The organism is Neobacillus sp. K501, assembly GCF_053749995.1.
In genome coordinates, this window is sequence record NZ_JBSLYA010000001.1 from 403,503 (window position 1) to 422,500 (window position 18,998).

Genomic DNA, 18,998 nt, shown 5'->3' on the forward strand with positions numbered 1-18,998 from the left:
CTCCCCTCAAGCTATTATAGTGTATTTAGTAAAAAATTCAAACGTTTGTTTGTGAAATTGTCCAACTCCAGCGCCTAGGCGCTTCGGCTTTTCTAATCACATAACCATTCCGCCATCAATATGAAGGGTTTGGCCAGTTATATAGGAAGCGTCATCTGATGCCAGGAAAGCAGTCATTTTCGCAATATCCTTTGGTTCTCCTAACCGAGCTAATGGAATTTGTTTTAACATCTCAGTCTTTAACTCTTCTGTTAGTTTGTCGGTCATATCGGTTGTAATAAAACCTGGTGCAATGGCATTAACGGTAATATTGCGCGAAGCAAGTTCCTTTGCCGTCGTTTTTGTTAATCCAATGACCCCTGCTTTAGCAGCAACATAATTAGCCTGTCCAGGATTTCCACTTACGCCAACGATGGAGGCAATATTGATAATTCGGCCAACACGCTGCTTCATCATTTGCCGTGTTACTGCCTTGGTACAAAGGAAAACACCTTTTAGATTGATGTTAATAACATCATCCCATTCTTCTTCCTTCATTCTCATTAATAAATTATCTTTCGTGATTCCAGCATTATTTACAAGAATATCTAATTTACCGAAGCGTTCTATGGTTTCTTTAACCATTGCAGAAACCTCTTCATTGTTAGAAACATCGCACTTAATAGCAAAAGCTTCTTTCCCAAGCATTTTTATTTCTTCTGCAACTTCATTGGCTTTCGCTTCGCTGCCCGCATAATTAACGACAACATTCGCACCCTGTCTCGCCAGTTCTAGGGCTATTTCTCTGCCAATCCCTCTGGAAGCACCCGTAACAAGGGCTACTTTACCTTCTAAAGTCATAGCTGTTCCTCCTTTAATGCTGCTATCACAGATTGACAGCTGTCCTCATCAGATACAGCATACGTTTTAACGGATCGATTAATTTTCTTAATTAATCCGGAAAGGACCTTCCCTGGTCCAATTTCAATAAATGTATCTACACCAAAATCGACCATTTTCACAACTGAATCTTCCCACAATACCGGTGAATATAGCTGTTTGATTAAATTTTCTTTTATTTCATCAGCTGCACTCATAGGGTTTGCTGAGACATTAGCAATAACCGGAATTTCTGCATCTTGCATGCTTAGTCCATCTAGAACATCACGTAATTGGCTTGCGGCAGGCTCCATTAAGGTAGAATGAAACGGTCCGCTGACCTCTAAAGGAATTACTCTCTTCGCCCCAGCTTCCTTCGCTTTAACGCTAGCAAGCTCTACACCTTTACGCGAACCTGAAATGACGATTTGTCCAGGACAATTCAAATTGGCTAATGAAACGGGAGCACCTGATTTAGTAACCTCCGCAGTAACTGCAGATAGTGATTCTCGCTCAAGTCCTAATACTGCAGCCATTGTCCCTTCACCATTAGGAACAGCCCCTTCCATAAACTCGCCTCTTTTTCTAACAGCAAATACCCCTTCTTCAAAGGAAATCGCTCCAGAGGCAACAAGAGCAGTATATTCGCCAAGGCTGTGTCCTGCCAGAAAATCCGCTTTTATTCCTGCCTTTTTGAAGTGTTCCAAAATCGCTATAGAAGTGGTTAAAAGTGCTGGCTGAGTATTAACGGTCAAGGTTAATTCCTCTTGAGGCCCCTCAAAAATAAGCTTACTTAACTCATAGTTAAGAGTTTCGTCCGCCTTTTTAAAAAAAGCCATTACTTCAGGATTCTGATCAGCAAGCTGATGCCCCATTCCGACAACTTGTGAACCCTGCCCTGGGAAAATAAATGCAATTTTACTCATGGCCACTCTCCTTTTTTATGCTTCGATTTTTGATTCTTCAACCGTCTTCTTAATGAGCGTTACAACATCCTTTTCGACCATTTCTCTAGTCTGCCGTATCGCACTAAAAATAGATTGGCTATTTGAGGATCCATGAGCTTTGATGACAGGAGCCTTTAGGCCAAATAATCCTGCACCACCATACTCCGAATAGTCCATCGTATTTTTTAACGCTGCAAATTCCGGTTTTAATACAGCCGCTGCTAATTTGCTTTTCACACTGCTCATTAATGAGGTTTTTAACATTTTAAACATTGAAAGGGCTGTGCCCTCAATGGTCTTTAATACCATATTTCCCGTAAAACCATCTGTTATAACAACGTCTGCCACACCGTCAAGAAGATCCCTAGCTTCAACATTCCCAACAAAATTGACATTTGCCTGTTTTAACAGTTCAAATGAATGCTTTGTTAATTCATTTCCCTTTTTATCTTCCGTTCCAATATTCAATAACCCAACTCGTGGATTGGCAATTCCCCGGACTTTCTCACTATAGATCGAGCCCATAATTGCATATTGCAGCAAATGTTCAGGCTTTGCATCGACATTTGCCCCAACATCCAATAAGAGAAAACCCTCACCGCCAATGGTCGGTAATGTAGGAGAGAGGGCTGGTCTGTCAATTCCGTCTATTCTTCCAACGACAAATAGTCCGGCTGCCATTAATGCCCCTGTGTTTCCTGCAGAAATACAGGCATCTGCCTCTCCGTCGGTTACTTGCTGCGCTGCTAGAACCATCGATGCATTCTTTTTCCGACGAACAGCTCTAACGGGTTCATCCGTCCCTAAGATTACCTCATTCGTATGTAGAATTGTGATTCGCTCAGCATCTGTTAAGTACTGTTTTATTTTACTCTCATCACCAACGAGTGTTATATGTATGTCTGGGTAGGTTTTAATGGCTTTCATTGCACCAAGGACGATTTCTTTTGGTGCATGGTCACCGCCCATTGCATCTATCGCTAATTTCATCTAGTCTCAATCCTTTAGTTGTTTTTAGACCGGTACATTTCAAATTCACCGCTAAATACGATTTCATTATTGACGTAGCTGTTTACTTCCACAATGGTCCTGCCAATGCCATCATCAATTTTTATCACCTTGGCTTTTGCTACCACTCGTTCATCCTGCTTAACCGATCTTTTAAATTGGATATTCGCTTTTGCCGTTAAAGCTAATTCATCGTTGATGACCGCCACTGCCAAGGAATTGGCTTGGGCAAAGACATGATGTCCGCGTGCAATCTGGTTACGTTTAAAAACATGTTCTTCTCTGACATCAAAAATCGAAATGGCACTATCATCTAAATCAATATCAATAATCTCACCAATGATTTCATCAATTGGCAGTGAACGAACTTCATCTTCAAATTTCTTCTCTGCCACGTTTTTAATTCTTTCACGCAATTCAGGTATCGATAATTCTAAACGATCAAGACGAATGGTTTGGACACTAACTTGAAATTTCTCTGCCAAATCTTCATCAGTAATAAATGGATTTCCCTGAATTGTCTCTGTTAATAATTGCTGCCGTTCTTTCTTTGTTCTTCTCATAATAACACACCGTCCGAGATCTTATGACTAGGTACTAATAGTAGTATAAAATTTGAAAAAGCAGATTGCAAGAAAAAGATGCAAGCTGCTTAAAGTGTAACTATTTTTACTAATGAAACTAATCTAGTTTTTCCCCTTCTAAAACACCTGTCTCCTCCAATTGGTTCCTTAACGTTTCGTATTCTGGAGAAGTCCAGAAGGAGTTTGAATGAATCATCATGGCTGCATCATTTCTAGCTGTTTCCAATGCTCGATAATCATGAACCATGTCAGCCAGCTTAAATTCCGGGACTCCGCTCTGTTTTCTACCGAAAAAGTCCCCTGGTCCTCGTAACTCAAGGTCCTTTTCACTCAGAGCAAAGCCATCGTTCGTTTCCGTCATAATCCTCATTCTTTCCTGACCAACCTCGGATTTCGGATCTGCCAGTAATATGCAGTAGGATTGATCACTACCTCTACCAACCCTGCCTCGAAGCTGATGAAGCTGAGAGAGACCAAATCTTTCTGCATCATAAATAACCATCATCGTAGCATTGGGAACATTTACCCCTACCTCAACAACCGTAGTAGAAACAAGCACCTGAACATGATTACTGCTAAACAGCTTCATAACTGAATCTTTCTCTTCAGAACTTAATCTACCATGCATGAGCCCTACTTGATAGCGATTTTGGAAATAATGGCTTAATGTCGTATGTACATCAATGGCATTTTGTACATCGAGCTTGTCCGATTCCTCAATTAAAGGACAAATGACATACGCCTGGTGACCTTTCACTAACTCTTTCTCCACAAAGGAAAGCACACGATCTAGCATATCTGGCTTAGCCCAATAGGTCTCAATGGCCTTCCGTCCTGCAGGCATTTCATCAATGATCGATACATCCATTTCTCCAAAAACAGTAATCGCCAATGTTCTCGGAATCGGGGTTGCCGTCATAAACAACACATCTGGATTCTCACCTTTTTCACGCAAAATTCTGCGCTGTTCCACTCCAAAACGATGCTGTTCATCCGTAATCACAAAACCTAGTTTATGAAAGGAAACTTCGTCCTGAATGAGAGCATGTGTCCCGATTAGAACATGTACACTCCCTTCTGCTATGTCCTGAAGGATTGCTTTCCGGCGTTTCCCTTTGACTGAGCTCGTTAACAACTCACATCTGATCTCAAACGGTTCTAATAATTGCTTAAGTGATTCAGCGTGCTGCTCTGCTAATATTTCTGTTGGAACCATTAAAGCTCCTTGATAACCAGCCGTGACACTGGCAAATAAGCCGATTGCCGCTACCACCGTTTTCCCCGAACCAACATCCCCCTGAAGCAGGCGGTTCATCCGAAGCGGTGACTTTAAATCGGTTAATATTTCATCGACAACCCGGTTTTGAGCATTTGTGAGTGGAAACGGGAGGCGGTCAATAAATTCCTTTACTTTAGCCTCCGGATATATTATCTCAATACCTGGTGAATGCTCCCGTTCAAACTTTCGCAACGCCTGCATCTTTAACTGGAATTGCAAAAACTCCTCATACACTAAACGTCGTCTAGCTTGTTTAACCGTTTCTTGGTCAATTGGAAAATGCATTGTTTTTAATGCTTGTCGCCGATCAAGCAAACGATATTTTTTTACCAGCGCTAAAGGTAAAGTCTCCTCCACAAATTGACCAAACTGTTGAAAGGCCATATGAATAAATTTTCTCATACCCTTTGTGGTTATTTTACCTTTAAGTGAGTAAACAGGTTCAAATTCCTTCGCTTTTGCATTTGTCCCTGCTTGCATTTCACTGGCGGTTATCGTCTGGCGGTGGGCATCCCATTTACCAGTAATCGTAATTGTTTCATTGATCAAAATCTTATTTTTCAAATAGGGTTGATTAAAAAAAACAACCTTAATTAAATATTGCCCCACAAACATCCGAAACATCAGCTTTGATTTCTTCCGCCCATAATAGGCAAGAGAAGGTTCACTATGAACCTTCCCTTCCACGGTAATTTTTTCTTCATGCTTCACTTCCGCGAGGTCACGAAGACGGTAATCTTCATAACGATAAGGAAAATACTCCATTATATCTTGAATCGTGAAAATTTTCATTTCTGCCAAGCTTTCTGCCGTTTCTTCCCCTATCCCTTTTAATGCTGTTACAGATTGTTTAAGATTTAGATTCACTTTGCCCGCGCGGAATACCGAAGATCTTTGCTTCGAGTTCACGACCTGTCGGTGTAGCCGCCAACCCTCCTTGCGCAGTTTCTTTTAATGCTGTTGGCATTGATTGACCAATTTTAAACATGGCATCGATTACCTCATCACAAGGAATCCGGCTCGTAATCCCCGCTAATGCCATATCGGCAGCGACCATTGCATTGGCAGCCCCCATGGCATTTCGCTTTACACAAGGTACCTCAACCAAGCCTGCAACAGGGTCACAAACGAGACCCAGCATATTTTTTAAAGTAATCGCCATCGCTTCCGCACATTGCTGAGGAGTACCGCCAGCCAATTCAACGATGGCAGCTGCCGCCATTCCAGAAGCAGAACCTACCTCAGCCTGACATCCGCCTGCTGCACCCGAAATAGAAGCGTTGTTAGCAACAACAAATCCGAAGGCTCCAGCTGTAAACAAAAAGGAAATCATTTGCTCTCGCGTCGGATTTAACTTATCTCTGACAGCAAACAATGTACCAGGAACCACGCCTGCCGAACCAGCCGTTGGTGTTGCACAAATGGTTCCCATAGCTGCATTCACTTCATTTGTTGCAACCGCTTTACTTACTGCATCTAAAATCGTTTTTCCTGATAAAAAATTACCTTTTTCAATGTATTTTTGAAGAAGAACCGCATCTCCACCTGTTAAACCTGAATGGGAGGTAACACCTTTAATTCCACGTTCAACGGCTTCCTCCATAACAGTTAAATTTCTTTCCATAAAGGCAAGAACTTGTTCCCGGCTGCGCCCGGTTACAGTCACTTCCTGTTCTATCATAATTTCTGAAATTTTTTTATTTTGAGTTATTGCCAGTTCTACTAGCTCTGCAACATTACGAAACAATGTGACTTCCCCCTTGTTGTTCATAACCGCTTTTCTAATTAATCAACTATTCTAGTTACTTTAAGAATGTTTGGTAGTTGTTCAAGTTCATGAATGATTTTATCCTCGATATTTTGGTCAACCTCAATCGTCATGAGGGCAAGTTTTCCTTTTTCTTTACGAGAAACCTCCATATGACCAATATTGATTTCATATTTTGCCAGTACATTTGAAACGCTAGCGATTGCCCCGAAACGGTCATTATGGACAACTAAGATTGCAGGATGGTTTCCGGATAATTTTAATTCAAAGCCATTCAATTCCGTCACTTCAATTTTTCCGCCGCCAATGGATATTCCGACCAACTCTAGTTCGCCTTTATCATCACCAATGATGACTCGAGCAGTATTTGGGTGATCTGTTACCGCCTCTTCTTCAATAAAACGTAATTTAATGCCCCGTTCCTTAGCTATATCAATTGCATTAATAATTCTAACGTCATCCGTATCAAAATCTAATAAACCGCCGACAATCGCAACATCTGTTCCATGCCCTTTATAGGTCTGGGCAAATGAGCCGTATAATGAAATATTGGCCCATTTAGGCTCCCTGCCAAACAAACTTCGAGCCACCCTACCAATTCTAGCTGCCCCAGCAGTATGTGAACTTGAAGGACCAATCATTACCGGTCCAATGATGTCAAAAACACTTCTATATTTCATATCGTCTTCTCCCCTCAGGAAAATAACTCTTTATTTACATCCCTTTATAGTTATAACATATTAAAAAGAAAAAAGAAGAGTTTCCTCTTCTTATTTTAACACCTTATTCAATTGCAAAGATAAAGGAATATAATGGTTGTTTTCCGTCATGAAGTTCAACTTCAACGTCTGCAAAATTTTCCTCAACAAAGGCGGCAAGTGCACCCACTTCGTCTTCAGAAACATCTTCACCATAAATAATCGTTAAGATCTCCGAATCTTCATCTAACATTTGAGCCAATAATTCTTCAGCAACTTTTGCTTTTTCTTTATTCTTTACAACAATTTTCCCTTCAGAAATTCCCATGAAATCATCTTTTTCAATTTCCAAGCCATCGATTTGTGTATCGCGGACAGCATAGGTAATTTGACCTGTTTTAACCTGCTGCATCGCATCCTTCATCGCAGCTTCATTACTTTGAACATCGGCACCTGGATTAAAGGCTAATAAAGCAGTAAGCCCTTGTGGTACAGTTTTGGTTGGAATGACATAAATTTCTTCTTCCGAAACATCAGCAGCCTGCTCCGCAGCCATAATAATATTCTTATTATTTGGAAGAATAAATACTTTCTTCGCATTTACCTCTTTCACAGCCTTCACGATATCCTCTGTACTAGGATTCATTGTTTGGCCGCCTTCGATCACAGCATGAGCACCAATACTTCTAAACAATTCAGCTACACCTGAACCCATTGAAACCGTTACAATCCCATATTCCTGTTTCTCTTTTGGAGGCTGTGGTTTATTTGACACTAATGGTGTATGAGTTTCGCCAACAATATTCGTATGCTGCTGGCGCATATTTTCTATCTTTAAATTAATTAAACTTCCATAACGCTGACCATAGTTCAAGCAATCACCCGGCTGTTCCGAATGAATATGCACCTTAACGACCTCTTCATCAGCAATGACAAGAAGGGAATCTCCAAGCCTGCTGAGATCATTACGGAAAACCTGTTCCTTAAACGGATGCTTAGATAATTTGTCCTCTTCAAACCTCACCATAAATTCTGTACAATAGCCGAATACAATATCCTCTGTATTCATGTGACTTTGAACACTCTTATGATGTTCTGCATTGACCATATCATCCATGGATGGAAGCGCTTCTGGGCTATCAGGCAATTTTTCGCCTTTTAATTCAGCTAGAAAGCCTTCATAAACAAAAACAAGCCCTTGACCGCCGCTATCAACAACTCCCACTTCCTTAAGTACAGGAAGTAAATCTGGAGTACGCTTAAGGGATGCTTTCGCTTCTTTTAAAATTTCCTCCATAATAACGATGATATCATTTGACTTTTGCGCTGCCTGAACGCCTTTTTTAGCAGAATCTTTGGCAACCGTTAAAATCGTCCCTTCAACAGGCTTCATGACTGCCTTATAGGCCGTTTCAACACCTGACTCAAAGGCAGCAGCAAATTCTTTGGCAGAAATCTCCGCTTTAGTTTCCACTGCTTTTGAAAACCCACGAAACAATTGTGAAAGGATGACACCTGAATTTCCTCGTGCTCCCATAAGCAAACCTTTTGATAAGGCCGTACCCACTTTTCCAATATGCTCTTGAACGTAATTCTTAACTTCTTTTGCCCCGGAGGTCATCGATAAATTCATATTCGTTCCAGTATCACCATCGGGCACTGGAAAAACGTTTAATGCATCAACCATTTTAGCATTGGCTGACAGGTGATTCGCACCTTGAATCACCATCTCTGCAAAACGTTTTCCATCTAATGCTGTTATTGACACAAACTTTCCTCCTCACTACGGGTTCGTCACACGAACTCCCTGAACGTAAATATTTACCGAGTCAACGGCAAGTCCAACGGTCTTATCGAGTGTGTATTTAACCTTCGATTGCACGTTATGAGCAACCTCGGAAATTTTCGTTCCATAGCTAACGATTATATACATATCAATATGTACTTCTTCATTTTCCTGACGAACAATAACTCCACGAGTAAAATTTTCTCTTCGTAAAATCTCGGTTAGACCGTCTTTAATTTGATTCTTAGAAGCCATACCGACGATTCCATAACAATCGATTGCGGCTCCTCCAGCGATGGTGGCGATTACTTCATTTGAAATATCAATTTGTCCGTACTTATTCTTTAATTCAATGGACATGAATCGTTCCCCCTTTTGGAATTTGCTCCTTGAATAATGACATTTTACTATAGTCAAGAAAAATTTGAAAGTCATACTTCCCTTTATAATATTACTGTATTAAAATAAATTCATTGTCAAGGTATTTTTCTTGAAAGGTTTGATAACAACTATTGCATTACGATAAGTTGTGTGATAAATTATTAAGGTATCTTTGGACAATAACGTAAATGCTGTTTAAAGCTTTTGGTATTAAGGAGGGAAATCATTATGCCACGTAAATGTGTTGTAACTGGTAAGAAAACAACAACTGGTAACGCTCGTTCACACGCTATGAACGCTAACAAGCGTACATGGGGTGCTAACCTACAAAAAGTACGTATTCTTGTTGACGGAAAGCCAAAGCGTGTTTGGGTTTCTGCAAGAGCATTAAGATCTGGTAAAGTTGAACGCGTATAATTAGATGGGCATCCTGTAAAGGGTGCCCTTTAATCATTCTTCCCCTTTTTTTGCAAAATAAAAAGCACCTTATAGGTGCTTCAAACAAAATTCTATTCATTCTTTTTAAATGCACCAATCATCGCTCGGACAAGTCCACCTAAAAATTTCGGCAGTTTAATTGTATAAAACTTCATACTGTCCCTCCTCACCATCTCACACATCTCAACTTTTTCGTATGCCCATACTATTTTATTCAAATAAACGAAATCAGTACCACTAGAAATCGAATTAATCATCACTTCTTATCACTAATAATATGCCTTCAGAAAATGAAAAAGTACCATAATCACCAACAAGTTCATTACTAATACATAATGTGGATCCGATGGAAATATGACGGTTTTTTAATGGGTATTTAAATCCTGTTAGGGTTATTCCTTTAACTGATAAGGTTTGAGGGATAAAAGATATGTATTTTTTTTCTGGACATTTTTTTATTTGATAACTGCCTGGACCTCTTAAAAACATGTTATTTTGCTTGTCAATTAAGATGATTTCCGTCCTTTTTACTTCGTTAAACGGCTTAAATAATAATTGTATATTGGCGAATAGATGATCTAATCTTCCTCCTGTTGCACCAAATATCCGAATAACTTCAGCATCCTGTTCTAACGCCCAATTTAATGCTAGTTCCATATCAGTCTCATCTTTTTCCGGCTTATATCTTTTAATTTGTTTAACTTGTCCTTCGATTACCGCTAATTCTTTTGTTGATACGGAATCAAAATCGCCGAACGCTATTGCAGGTATTAGGCCGTTTTTTAGGAGGAAGAATACCCCGCGATCCACTCCCACCCAGATTTCATTTTGATCCTGATAATCCTGCAAATTCGGGAGCAGTTCTTCAGGCCCTCCAGCGACAATATTAATTTTCATTACACGTCCTCTTTTCTAAAAGAAAAAGCCAGCTTAAGCCGGCTTTTTACTTTTTTATCCTCTGATTAAGGAAATTGCTTCCGCATAATCTTCTTGATTATAAATGGCTGAACCAGCAACTAGAACGGTTGCTCCGGCTTCCATACATAGTTTTGCCGTTTCTGGATTAACACCGCCATCAATTTCAATCTCAATCGTTAAACCTTTCTTAGCTGCCATTTCTTTCACCTGTCTGATTTTCGGAAGGACCTCAGGGATAAACTTTTGCCCGCCAAAACCTGGGTTAACAGACATCAATAATACCATATCAATATCAGCCAAAATATGCTGAATCGAATCGACTGGTGTGGCTGGATTTAACACGACCCCGGCTTTTACTCCAAACGACTTAATATGGTGGATGGTCCGGTGTAGATGACGGCAAGCTTCAACATGGACGGTAATATAGTCGGCACCTGCCTTTGCAAATGCTTCAATATATTGATCCGGATTTTCAATCATTAAATGAACGTCCAGCGGAAGCTGTGTAACGGGTCGAATCGCTTCAACGATTAAAGGCCCAATCGTAATATTAGGGACAAAATGTCCATCCATTACATCAACATGAATATAGTCGGCTCCCGCCTTTTCTACCGCTATAATCTCGCTCCCCAAATTAGCAAAATCAGCTGAAAGGATAGAAGGTGCAATTTTCACCATTTTAATACCTCGGCTTTCTATCTTTAATTTCTTCAAGAAAATCAACATAATGTTTATAGCGATATTTTGCAATCATGCCTGATTCTACCGCTGCTTTAACGGCACACCTTGGTTCACTGAGATGGAGACAGCCGCGAAATTTGCAATTTTCACTTACGCTTGCTATATCCGGAAAGCAATAGTTTAACTCTTCTGCTTCAATATTGGTGAATTCAAGCGAGCTAAAGCCCGGTGTATCTGCAACCAGACCATCGCCTATTTTGATTAATTCCACATGACGGGTAGTATGTTTACCTCTGCCAAGATGAGAGGAAATATCATTTGTTTTCAACTCAAGATCTGGACGTAATACGTTTAATAATGATGATTTCCCAACACCTGATTGTCCAGCAAATACCGATATCTTATTGTTTATATGGGGATTGAGGCCCTCAATACCGGTTGCCGTTTCTGACGATGTTAAAATCACTTCATACCCCATACCTCGGTATTCATCTGCGTATTCTGTAATTGCCTGCATTTGTTCTTGATTAGTGAGATCCATTTTTGTAATACAAATAAGTGGTTTAATATGATTAAATTCAATCAACACCAAGAACCGATCTAAAAGGACCGTACTAAAATCAGGTTCAACAGCTGAAAAAACAAGAATAGCCTGATCCACGTTTGAAATTGGCGGCCGGACTAGTTCATTTTTTCGCGGCTTTACTTCTAATATATATCCTTCACGGTCATTCTCCGCTTGAAAGACCACTTCATCACCAACAAGAGGTGTAATCTTGTTTTTTCGGAATACTCCCCTGCCACGGCACTGGATAAGTTGACCTTCATGTATGACATAATAAAAACCACTTAGCGCTTTGACAATTTTTCCTTCAGGCATAGCAACACTCCTTGCCTTTTTTACAATCATATCTTTTCCAGGAAGTATAATTATTCTAATCTGCAGGATAAGGTACAGATTTTTCCTCAATTACACGACCGTCTCTGAAAACTTTATAACCTGCGTCACTTTCAGCTGAAACTGTCAGCTCGATCGTTGTTTTCGTTGTTGCGGTAATCGGGAAGGACTGTACCGGCGTGCTTATTGTATGATTCACATCCTGAATATAAATGATAACTTCTTGTTTTTGACCTGGTTCTATACCCGTGTACTCAATGGTGATATCTACCGAAACTGGTTTAAATGGTTTTTCTTCTTTACCTTTGGAAACAACCACTGAGACCTTGTCACCCTTTTTCATTTCTGTCCCTGTTGCTGGAGTTTGGGAAATAATCATGCCTGCAGGAATCGTATCATGAAATGCTTCTTGGGAAGCATCCAGAGTAAGTCCAACAGAAGCAAGATAATCCTGTGCTCCCCTCGTGTTGTATTGGGTTAAATCCTTTAAAATAATTTTCTCTGGACCTTTACTTACTTCAAACTCTAACACCGTTTCTTCTGGAACCACTTTTTCGCCGCTTTCAGGATCTTGACTTAGAATCGTTCCCGGATCACTGTCGTCAGTGACTTCGGATATTTTTATATCCTTAAAATTGTAATTATCCAATAAGCGGGCGACATCTTCATAATCGCGGCCAACGTAATCTGATAGCTCAAATTTTTCTTTTCCAGTGCTAATATACAAGGTAATCGAGGCATGTTCTTTTACTGTGCTTCCTTCTTCTGGGTTCGTTTTAATTACTTTGCCCTCTTCTATTTCCTCATCGGTAATTTCTATTTCTTTACTTACCTTTAATCCAGCTGATTCAAGCTTTATCTTAGCCTCATCTGCCTCCATTCCCTGAACTTCAGGAACTTCAATTTCTTTAGCGGAAAGTAAATCGGGTAATAAAGTTATCGTGAAAATTGCTAATAAGGTTAAAAGAACAACCGTTGATAGTAAGATAATCGGCCATTTTTTACGCTTTTTCTTTTCTATTCCCTTTTTATCAAGATTACTTTGGTTGTTTGGAATTTTCTCTTGGCTATGCACTAACGTTTCATCAAGGTTTTGCAGCGGCCGGTCGTTTGTAATTACCGGTATCGCCTTTGTTGCATCGTCATCGATTGGAATGATAAATTTTTGTTCATTGATCCGATCCGAATCTAAAGCAGTTCTTAAATCCTCCTCCATTTCATCTACACTGTTATAACGATGGAAGGAATCCTTAGCTGTTGCTTTTAAAACAATATTCTCCACACTTTGTGGGGTGTTTGGGTTCCATCTTCTTACGGAGGGAGTCTCTGATTGCAGATGTTTTAACGCGATTGAAACCGCTGATTCACCAGAAAACGGTAAACGACCTGTTAATAATTCGAACATAACGATCCCTAAAGAATAAATATCAGACTTCTTATTAGCCATACCGCCTCTTGCTTGTTCTGGTGATAAATAATGAACCGAACCAAGAACCGAGTTGGTTTGGGTGATACTTGTTGCACTTAGGGCCATCGCAATCCCAAAATCCGTTATTTTTACATTCCCAACGCGGTCCACAAGAATGTTTTGCGGCTTAATATCGCGATGGACAATGTGATTTTGGTGGGCATGAGAAATAGCTGATGTCAGCTGTCTCATAATTTCAAGCGCTTCCTCTACTCGAAGCGGTGAATTTTGCTGTATGTATTGTTTTAAAGTCTGCCCGTCTACATATTCCATTACAATATAGTATAGGTCGTTCTCTTCACCAACATCATAAATATTTACGATATTCGGATGCGCTAAGCTTGTGGCAGACTGAGCCTCCCTGCGAAATCGACGAATAAACTCCTCATCATTCGCAAAGTCAAGGCGAAGCATTTTTACGGCAACATCACGGTCCAAAATCATGTCGTGAGCTAAATAGACGTTCGCCATTCCGCCGCCGCCAATCATTTCTAAAACCTTATAGCGTCCGCTTAATCTTTTACCAATTACCATCTATACATCACCCTCGCCACTTTCGAAAAACTCCACAATTGCCAGGGTAATGTTATCTTCGCCGCCATATTCATTGGCTAAGGATACCAGCGTTTCTGCTTTTTTCTCCAACTTCTCATCATTCGTTAAAATCTCAATCATTTCTGCTTCACTTACTTTATTGGAAAGTCCGTCAGAACATAATAAGAGAATATCGCCCTCTTCAAAAGTAATCGTCTTAATATCGATGTTAACAGTTTGTTCTGTTCCTAAAGCTCTTAAAATAACATTCTTTCTTGGATGATGCTCCGCATCCTCTCTAGAAATTTGTCCGGAACGAACTAACTCATTTACAAGCGTATGATCCTCCGTCAACTGTTGAAATCCAGAATCATTTAATATATAACTACGACTATCACCAACATGAGCTACGCTTGCAAAAAGGTTTGTAGTAATGATGGCTTCTATTGTTGTTCCCATTCCTTCACATTCTTCATGACTGATAGAATGATCTAGCAATAATTGATTTACATGTGAAATGCTTGTTTTTAACCATGCTTCTGCTTGATCGGCTGTTTGAAGCCCAGAAGTTTGCTCCCATAAATCCTTTAAATGCGCTAATGTCATGGAACTTGCCACATCACCAGCACGGTGACCACCCATCCCATCGGCTACAATGGCCAGGCGATTACCGTCTTGGTTGACAAAAATCCCTACACTATCTTCATTATTTTGCCTAATTCTCCCTACGTCTGTTCTATATACAGCTTTCACAACTGTCACCTCGTCTCTTCTTTTCGCTCCTTTGCACGAAGTTGTCCACATGCTGCATCAATGTCAGACCCCTGCTCTCGGCGAATAGTTACATTTATACCACGATTTTTCAGTGTTTTCTCAAATGCAAAAATCTTATCTTTCGGTGTACGCACATAATCCCTTTCTGGAACATAATTAACTGGTATGAGATTCACATGACATTTTAGGCCTTTTAACAACTCTGCTAACTCTTCCGCATGCTCTACCGTATCGTTCACACCACCAAAAAGACCATACTCAAAGCTAATTCGACGCCCCGTCTTATCGATATAATACCTTACCGATTCCATCAAGTCATCCAATTTATACGCTCTATTAATTGGCATTAACCGTGACCGTAATTCGGTGTTTGGAGCATGTAGGGAAATTGCAAAATTGATTTGCATATTTTCGTCTGCAAATTGATAAATCTTTGGAACAATTCCACTAGTAGAGACAGTAATATGTCTCGCTCCAATATTCAATCCCTTTTCATGATTGATATTTTTCAAAAATGATAGCATGTTATCATAATTATCAAAAGGTTCGCCAATCCCCATAATTACCACTGAGCTTACTCGTTCATCCGTTTCATCAAGTGCCTGTTGCACCGTTACTACCTGGGCCACAATTTCACCAGTTTCCAGGTGGCGCTTTAATCCTCCTAAGGTTGATGCGCAAAAAGTACAACCAATTCGGCAGCCTACCTGTGTGGTGACACACACCGAATTTCCGTAATCATGACGCATAAGTACTGTTTCTATTGAGTATCCATCATGGAGCTCAAATAAAAACTTAATCGTACCGTCTGCAGAGGTTTGCTTAATCACGGTTTTTAATGTTGTAAGCTGGAACTGTTGGGATATTTTATCTCGTAACCCTTTTGAAAGATTACTCATTTCTTCGAATGAAGAGATTCTTTTTTTATAAAGCCAATCAAATATTTGTTCTGCTCTAAAAGGTTTTTCACCATTTTCACTTAACCAATCTTTTAATTCGTGAAGTTCTAAGGAATAGATTGATGTTTTCTTTTCTTCTATTGTTGTTTTCTTCTCAGTTGTATTTAGTTGTTCCAACTGTTACACCTTCTTTCTTAATGCTGCGATAAAGAATCCGTCTGATCCAAAATCCTGCGGGAAAATTTGCAAATAATACTCTGTAATCAGCTCTTGAACCGCCTCTGGCATCCTATCTTTAAATGAAAGGTCTGGTTCAAACTCTGAGTGTTGTGCTAGAAATTCCTTGATTGTATTTTCATTTTCCTCTTTATCTACTGTACACGTACTATAGACAAGAATACCACCTTTTTTCACCAAGGTAGAAACAGAATCAAGAAGATTTTGCTGAATTGTACTTAATTTAATAATATCCTTTTCTTGCTTCGTATATTTCATATCAGGTTTTCTTCTCATTACACCAAGCCCTGAGCAAGGGGCATCTAATAAAACTCTGTGAAATGACTCTTCTTCAAAATGGTTCCCCAAGGTTCTGGAATCCATTGCCATTGTTTTTATATTACCTAGATTTAAGCGAGATGCCTGATCATTAATGAGTTTGACTTTGTGCTCGTGCAAGTCAATGGAGTAAACTACCCCAGTTAATTTCATTTTTTCGGCTATATGGGTACTCTTTCCACCAGGAGCAGCACATGCATCGAGAATCTTTTCATTTTCATTTGCATCGAGAGCATATGCAACAAACATAGAACTCTCATCCTGTATCGTAAGGAAACCCTTTTTATACGCTCGTGATAAAGCTAAATTCCCTCTATAGGAGCGTATCGCTTCCGGGATGACAGGGCTTTTTTCAATTTGGAAACCCTCTTCTTCCAAGTCCTCGATACATTCACGAACACTTATCTTAGTTAGATTCACTCTAGCTGTTTGCAAGGGAGCTGTTAAGTTTATCTCACACATTTCTTGTGTTTTTTCAAATCCAAACTGCCTAACCCATCTGTCAACCAGCCATTTCGGATGGCTGGTTTCAATGGCTAATCTTTCGTTTCGGTCAGCGATCTCCTCTAAGGATGGGAGACCTTGCCTCTGAATGCTGCGCAGCACCCCATTCACCATTCCTGCAATCCCTTTATGTCCACGTTTTTTGGCAATTTCTACTGCTTCATAAATTGCTGCATGGTCTGGAATTTTATCAAGGTAAACCATTTGATAGAGCGTTAGCCTTAGTAGCTGTAACACCCAATTTTCTAATTTTTTACTATTCTTTATGAATGGCTTTAAGAAATAATCTAAAGCCATTTTCCTCTGAATCGTCCCATAGGTAAGTTCTGTCAATAACCCAATATCTATAGCAGCTACCTTATTCTTTTCAATCGTACTGTTTAATAATAGGTTGCTGTACGATTGATTTTTTTCTATGGTTGTAAGTAATTCCATGGTTATTTCACGTACATTTTTTTTTCTTGTTGAAGTCATGTTATTCTCCTAATTTACTGCCCAATGTAAGTTTAGCGCCAGCTCCCCGTAAGAACTGTTCACTCGTCATTTTTGTTTTACCAGAAGGCTGTAGTTCCGTAATCTTTATCGCTGTTCCATTTCCCGTACTTACCGTTATCCCATCGGCTTCAAGCTTAAGGATAGTTCCTGCATCCTGTTCAGAAGTACCTGCAGTCTTCTCTGAACGCCACACCTTTAAAACCTGTCCATCTATGAGGGTAAATGCAACTGGCCATGGATTTAAACCGCGAATATGGTTGTAAATTTCCTCACCGGTCATCGTCCAATCAATTTTTTCCTGTTCCCGTTTAATATTATACGCAAAAGTAGCTTCCTCATTGTTTTGCGGAATCGGAGTTAATTTCCCTTCAAGCAGCTGTGGCAATGTCTTAGATAAAAGTTCTGAACCAGCAGCACTTAGCTTTTCATGAAGCGTCCCTACATTGTCTTCTTCTGTAATCGGGACCTCTACTTGAGTTAAAATATCACCAGCATCTAACTTTTCAACCATATACATGATGGTAATTCCCGTTTTCTTCTTTCCTTGGATAATCGCATAATGGATAGGTGCTCCGCCACGAAGCTCTGGGAGCAGGGAGGCATGAACATTTATACAACCATAAGTCGGTGCCTGAAGCAGCTCTTTTGGTAAAATCTGCCCAAAAGCTGCCGTAACAATTAAGTCTGGCTTTAAGGAGAGGATTTTTTCGAGTTCTTCTGGTTGACGGATTTTTTCTGGCTGAAACACCGGAATACTGTGCTTTAATGCTTCAACTTTGACAGGTGGAGGTGTTAAAACTCTTTTCCTCCCTACCGGTCGGTCTGGCTGAGTAACCACGCCGATTACATCAAAGCCATCATCAATAATTTTGCGTAAGACGGGCACCGAAAAATCTGGTGTACCCATAAAAACGATTTTTGTCATTCACTTTCTTCTCCTTTTAGCTCATCTTCTGTCAAGTATCTCGAAACCTTAGTCGTAAAAAGAACTCCGTCTAAGTGATCTATTTCATGCTGAATCGCTCTTGCAAGAAACTCTTCAGCCTCCAATGTATACTTTCTTCCTTGCCGGTCAAATGCTTCGATTTTCACATAATGGGGTCTTGTCACTTCTCCATAAAGATCCGGGAAGCTTAAACACCCTTCCGGCCCCGTTTGTTCTCCTGAGGTTTTCAAGATTCGGGGATTGATCATCTCAATTGTTCCCATTTCATCATCGATATCGACAATGGCGATTCTTTCATCTAAACCTATTTGTGGTGCTGCAAGTCCAACACCGTCATATTCAATCATGGTATCATACATATCGTCAAGCAATCTTGCCAGCCTTTTGTTAAACTTTCCTACCGGCTTGCACTTTCTTTCGAGTATTTCAGAAGGGTAGGTAACAATTTTTTGTATTGCCAATGCTGTTCCTCCAGTTTCATCTTAAAGGGGAAAATTATTCTCAAGCCCTTATAGTTAGTATTCATTTTCACCCAAAATACCTTATCATAACCTTTTATAGCAACGATTTTTAGGCCAA

The 18,998-nt window shown here is 40.0% G+C and carries 20 protein-coding genes; 1 reads left to right on the forward strand and 19 read right to left on the reverse strand.

Annotated features, from left to right (window positions below; all coding sequences use genetic code 11):
• Positions 1–96 precede the first annotated feature (96 nt).
• From fabG to ACWM35_RS01975, 9 genes are all read right to left on the reverse strand, one after another.
• Entirely contained in the window at positions 97–840 is a 744-nt protein-coding gene (fabG, locus tag ACWM35_RS01935) for a 3-oxoacyl-[acyl-carrier-protein] reductase (RefSeq protein WP_454814950.1), read from the reverse strand.
• Positions 837–1,784, reverse strand: coding sequence for an ACP S-malonyltransferase (gene fabD, locus ACWM35_RS01940; RefSeq protein ID WP_454814952.1), 948 nt, complete (start codon positions 1,782–1,784; stop codon positions 837–839). The genes fabG and fabD overlap by 4 nt, the downstream gene beginning before the upstream one ends.
• Before the next feature lie 15 nt (positions 1,785–1,799).
• Entirely contained in the window at positions 1,800–2,795 is a 996-nt protein-coding gene (plsX, locus tag ACWM35_RS01945; RefSeq protein WP_454814953.1) for a phosphate acyltransferase PlsX, read from the reverse strand.
• A 14-nt stretch (positions 2,796–2,809) separates the two neighbouring features.
• The gene (gene fapR / locus ACWM35_RS01950; protein WP_454814955.1) at positions 2,810–3,376 is read right to left on the reverse strand and encodes a transcription factor FapR; all 567 of its coding nucleotides are present in this window, start codon (positions 3,374–3,376) and stop codon (positions 2,810–2,812) included.
• 118 nt (positions 3,377–3,494) lie between these two features.
• Complete coding sequence (recG, locus tag ACWM35_RS01955; protein WP_454814957.1) at positions 3,495–5,543, reverse strand: ATP-dependent DNA helicase RecG; 2,049 nt, start codon at positions 5,541–5,543, stop codon at positions 3,495–3,497.
• Positions 5,527–6,423: an L-serine ammonia-lyase, iron-sulfur-dependent, subunit alpha gene (gene sdaAA / locus ACWM35_RS01960; RefSeq protein WP_454814959.1), complete on the reverse strand. Its 897-nt coding sequence runs from the start codon at positions 6,421–6,423 to the stop codon at positions 5,527–5,529. The genes recG and sdaAA overlap by 17 nt, the downstream gene beginning before the upstream one ends.
• A 38-nt stretch (positions 6,424–6,461) precedes the next feature.
• Positions 6,462–7,124: an L-serine ammonia-lyase, iron-sulfur-dependent subunit beta gene (gene sdaAB, locus ACWM35_RS01965; RefSeq protein WP_454814961.1), complete on the reverse strand. Its 663-nt coding sequence runs from the start codon at positions 7,122–7,124 to the stop codon at positions 6,462–6,464.
• A gap of 103 nt (positions 7,125–7,227) precedes the next feature.
• Positions 7,228–8,910 (reverse strand): DAK2 domain-containing protein, encoded by a 1,683-nt coding sequence (locus tag ACWM35_RS01970; protein ID WP_454814963.1) that lies wholly within the window; start codon positions 8,908–8,910, stop codon positions 7,228–7,230.
• 15 nt (positions 8,911–8,925) lie between these two features.
• Positions 8,926–9,288 carry an Asp23/Gls24 family envelope stress response protein gene (locus ACWM35_RS01975; protein WP_263328033.1) on the reverse strand — a complete coding sequence of 121 codons (363 nt, stop codon included), beginning with the start codon at positions 9,286–9,288 and terminating at the stop codon, positions 8,926–8,928.
• Between the two features lie 249 nt (positions 9,289–9,537).
• Here ACWM35_RS01975 and rpmB point away from each other — a divergent pair, with 249 nt between their 5' ends.
• Positions 9,538–9,726, forward strand: coding sequence for a 50S ribosomal protein L28 (gene rpmB / locus ACWM35_RS01980; protein WP_007087786.1), 189 nt, complete (start codon positions 9,538–9,540; stop codon positions 9,724–9,726).
• A 92-nt stretch (positions 9,727–9,818) separates the two neighbouring features.
• Here the strand turns inward: rpmB and spoVM are convergent, their stop codons facing one another.
• From spoVM to def, 10 genes are all read right to left on the reverse strand, one after another.
• Positions 9,819–9,902: a stage V sporulation protein SpoVM gene (gene spoVM / locus ACWM35_RS01985; protein WP_035445740.1), complete on the reverse strand. Its 84-nt coding sequence runs from the start codon at positions 9,900–9,902 to the stop codon at positions 9,819–9,821.
• Positions 9,903–9,996: 94 nt separating this feature from the next.
• A complete protein-coding gene (locus ACWM35_RS01990; RefSeq protein ID WP_454814966.1) occupies positions 9,997–10,644 on the reverse strand; it encodes a thiamine diphosphokinase in 648 nt (215 codons plus the stop codon).
• 54 nt (positions 10,645–10,698) lie between these two features.
• Positions 10,699–11,343, reverse strand: a complete 645-nt coding sequence (rpe, locus tag ACWM35_RS01995) for a ribulose-phosphate 3-epimerase (RefSeq protein ID WP_454814968.1) — start codon at positions 11,341–11,343, stop codon at positions 10,699–10,701.
• 1 nt (position 11,344) lies between these two features.
• On the reverse strand, positions 11,345–12,226 hold the full coding sequence (gene rsgA, locus ACWM35_RS02000; RefSeq protein WP_454814970.1) for a ribosome small subunit-dependent GTPase A: 882 nt from the start codon (positions 12,224–12,226) through the stop codon (positions 11,345–11,347).
• A 55-nt stretch (positions 12,227–12,281) separates the two neighbouring features.
• Positions 12,282–14,246: a Stk1 family PASTA domain-containing Ser/Thr kinase gene (gene pknB / locus ACWM35_RS02005; protein ID WP_454814972.1), complete on the reverse strand. Its 1,965-nt coding sequence runs from the start codon at positions 14,244–14,246 to the stop codon at positions 12,282–12,284.
• On the reverse strand, positions 14,247–14,999 hold the full coding sequence (locus ACWM35_RS02010; RefSeq protein ID WP_454814973.1) for a Stp1/IreP family PP2C-type Ser/Thr phosphatase: 753 nt from the start codon (positions 14,997–14,999) through the stop codon (positions 14,247–14,249).
• 5 nt (positions 15,000–15,004) lie between these two features.
• The gene (gene rlmN / locus ACWM35_RS02015; protein ID WP_454814975.1) at positions 15,005–16,096 is read right to left on the reverse strand and encodes a 23S rRNA (adenine(2503)-C(2))-methyltransferase RlmN; all 1,092 of its coding nucleotides are present in this window, start codon (positions 16,094–16,096) and stop codon (positions 15,005–15,007) included.
• 3 nt (positions 16,097–16,099) lie between these two features.
• Complete coding sequence (gene rsmB / locus ACWM35_RS02020; RefSeq protein ID WP_454814977.1) at positions 16,100–17,452, reverse strand: 16S rRNA (cytosine(967)-C(5))-methyltransferase RsmB; 1,353 nt, start codon at positions 17,450–17,452, stop codon at positions 16,100–16,102.
• A gap of 1 nt (position 17,453) precedes the next feature.
• Positions 17,454–18,398 carry a methionyl-tRNA formyltransferase gene (fmt, locus tag ACWM35_RS02025; protein WP_454814979.1) on the reverse strand — a complete coding sequence of 315 codons (945 nt, stop codon included), beginning with the start codon at positions 18,396–18,398 and terminating at the stop codon, positions 17,454–17,456.
• Entirely contained in the window at positions 18,395–18,880 is a 486-nt protein-coding gene (def, locus tag ACWM35_RS02030; RefSeq protein ID WP_454814981.1) for a peptide deformylase, read from the reverse strand. The genes fmt and def overlap by 4 nt, the downstream gene beginning before the upstream one ends.
• Positions 18,881–18,998 lie beyond the last annotated feature (118 nt).

Excerpts from the sequence above, each read along its gene's own strand:
- rsgA (WP_454814970.1), bottom strand. The coding sequence starts at position 12,226 with ATGCCTGAAGGAAAAATTGTCAAAGCGCTAAGTGGTTTTTATTATGTC.
- rpe (WP_454814968.1), bottom strand. The coding sequence starts at position 11,343 with ATGGTGAAAATTGCACCTTCTATCCTTTCAGCTGATTTTGCTAATTTG.
- rpmB (WP_007087786.1), top strand. The coding sequence starts at position 9,538 with ATGCCACGTAAATGTGTTGTAACTGGTAAGAAAACAACAACTGGTAAC.
- fmt (WP_454814979.1), bottom strand. The coding sequence starts at position 18,398 with ATGACAAAAATCGTTTTTATGGGTACACCAGATTTTTCGGTGCCCGTC.
- fabG (WP_454814950.1), bottom strand. The coding sequence starts at position 840 with ATGACTTTAGAAGGTAAAGTAGCCCTTGTTACGGGTGCTTCCAGAGGG.
- fabD (WP_454814952.1), bottom strand. The coding sequence starts at position 1,784 with ATGAGTAAAATTGCATTTATTTTCCCAGGGCAGGGTTCACAAGTTGTC.
- ACWM35_RS01975 (WP_263328033.1), bottom strand. The coding sequence starts at position 9,288 with ATGTCCATTGAATTAAAGAATAAGTACGGACAAATTGATATTTCAAAT.
- plsX (WP_454814953.1), bottom strand. The coding sequence starts at position 2,795 with ATGAAATTAGCGATAGATGCAATGGGCGGTGACCATGCACCAAAAGAA.
- rsmB (WP_454814977.1), bottom strand. The coding sequence starts at position 17,452 with ATGACTTCAACAAGAAAAAAAAATGTACGTGAAATAACCATGGAATTA.
- ACWM35_RS01990 (WP_454814966.1), bottom strand. The coding sequence starts at position 10,644 with ATGAAAATTAATATTGTCGCTGGAGGGCCTGAAGAACTGCTCCCGAAT.
- fapR (WP_454814955.1), bottom strand. The coding sequence starts at position 3,376 with ATGAGAAGAACAAAGAAAGAACGGCAGCAATTATTAACAGAGACAATT.
- spoVM (WP_035445740.1), bottom strand. The coding sequence starts at position 9,902 with ATGAAGTTTTATACAATTAAACTGCCGAAATTTTTAGGTGGACTTGTC.
- sdaAB (WP_454814961.1), bottom strand. The coding sequence starts at position 7,124 with ATGAAATATAGAAGTGTTTTTGACATCATTGGACCGGTAATGATTGGT.
- pknB (WP_454814972.1), bottom strand. The coding sequence starts at position 14,246 with ATGGTAATTGGTAAAAGATTAAGCGGACGCTATAAGGTTTTAGAAATG.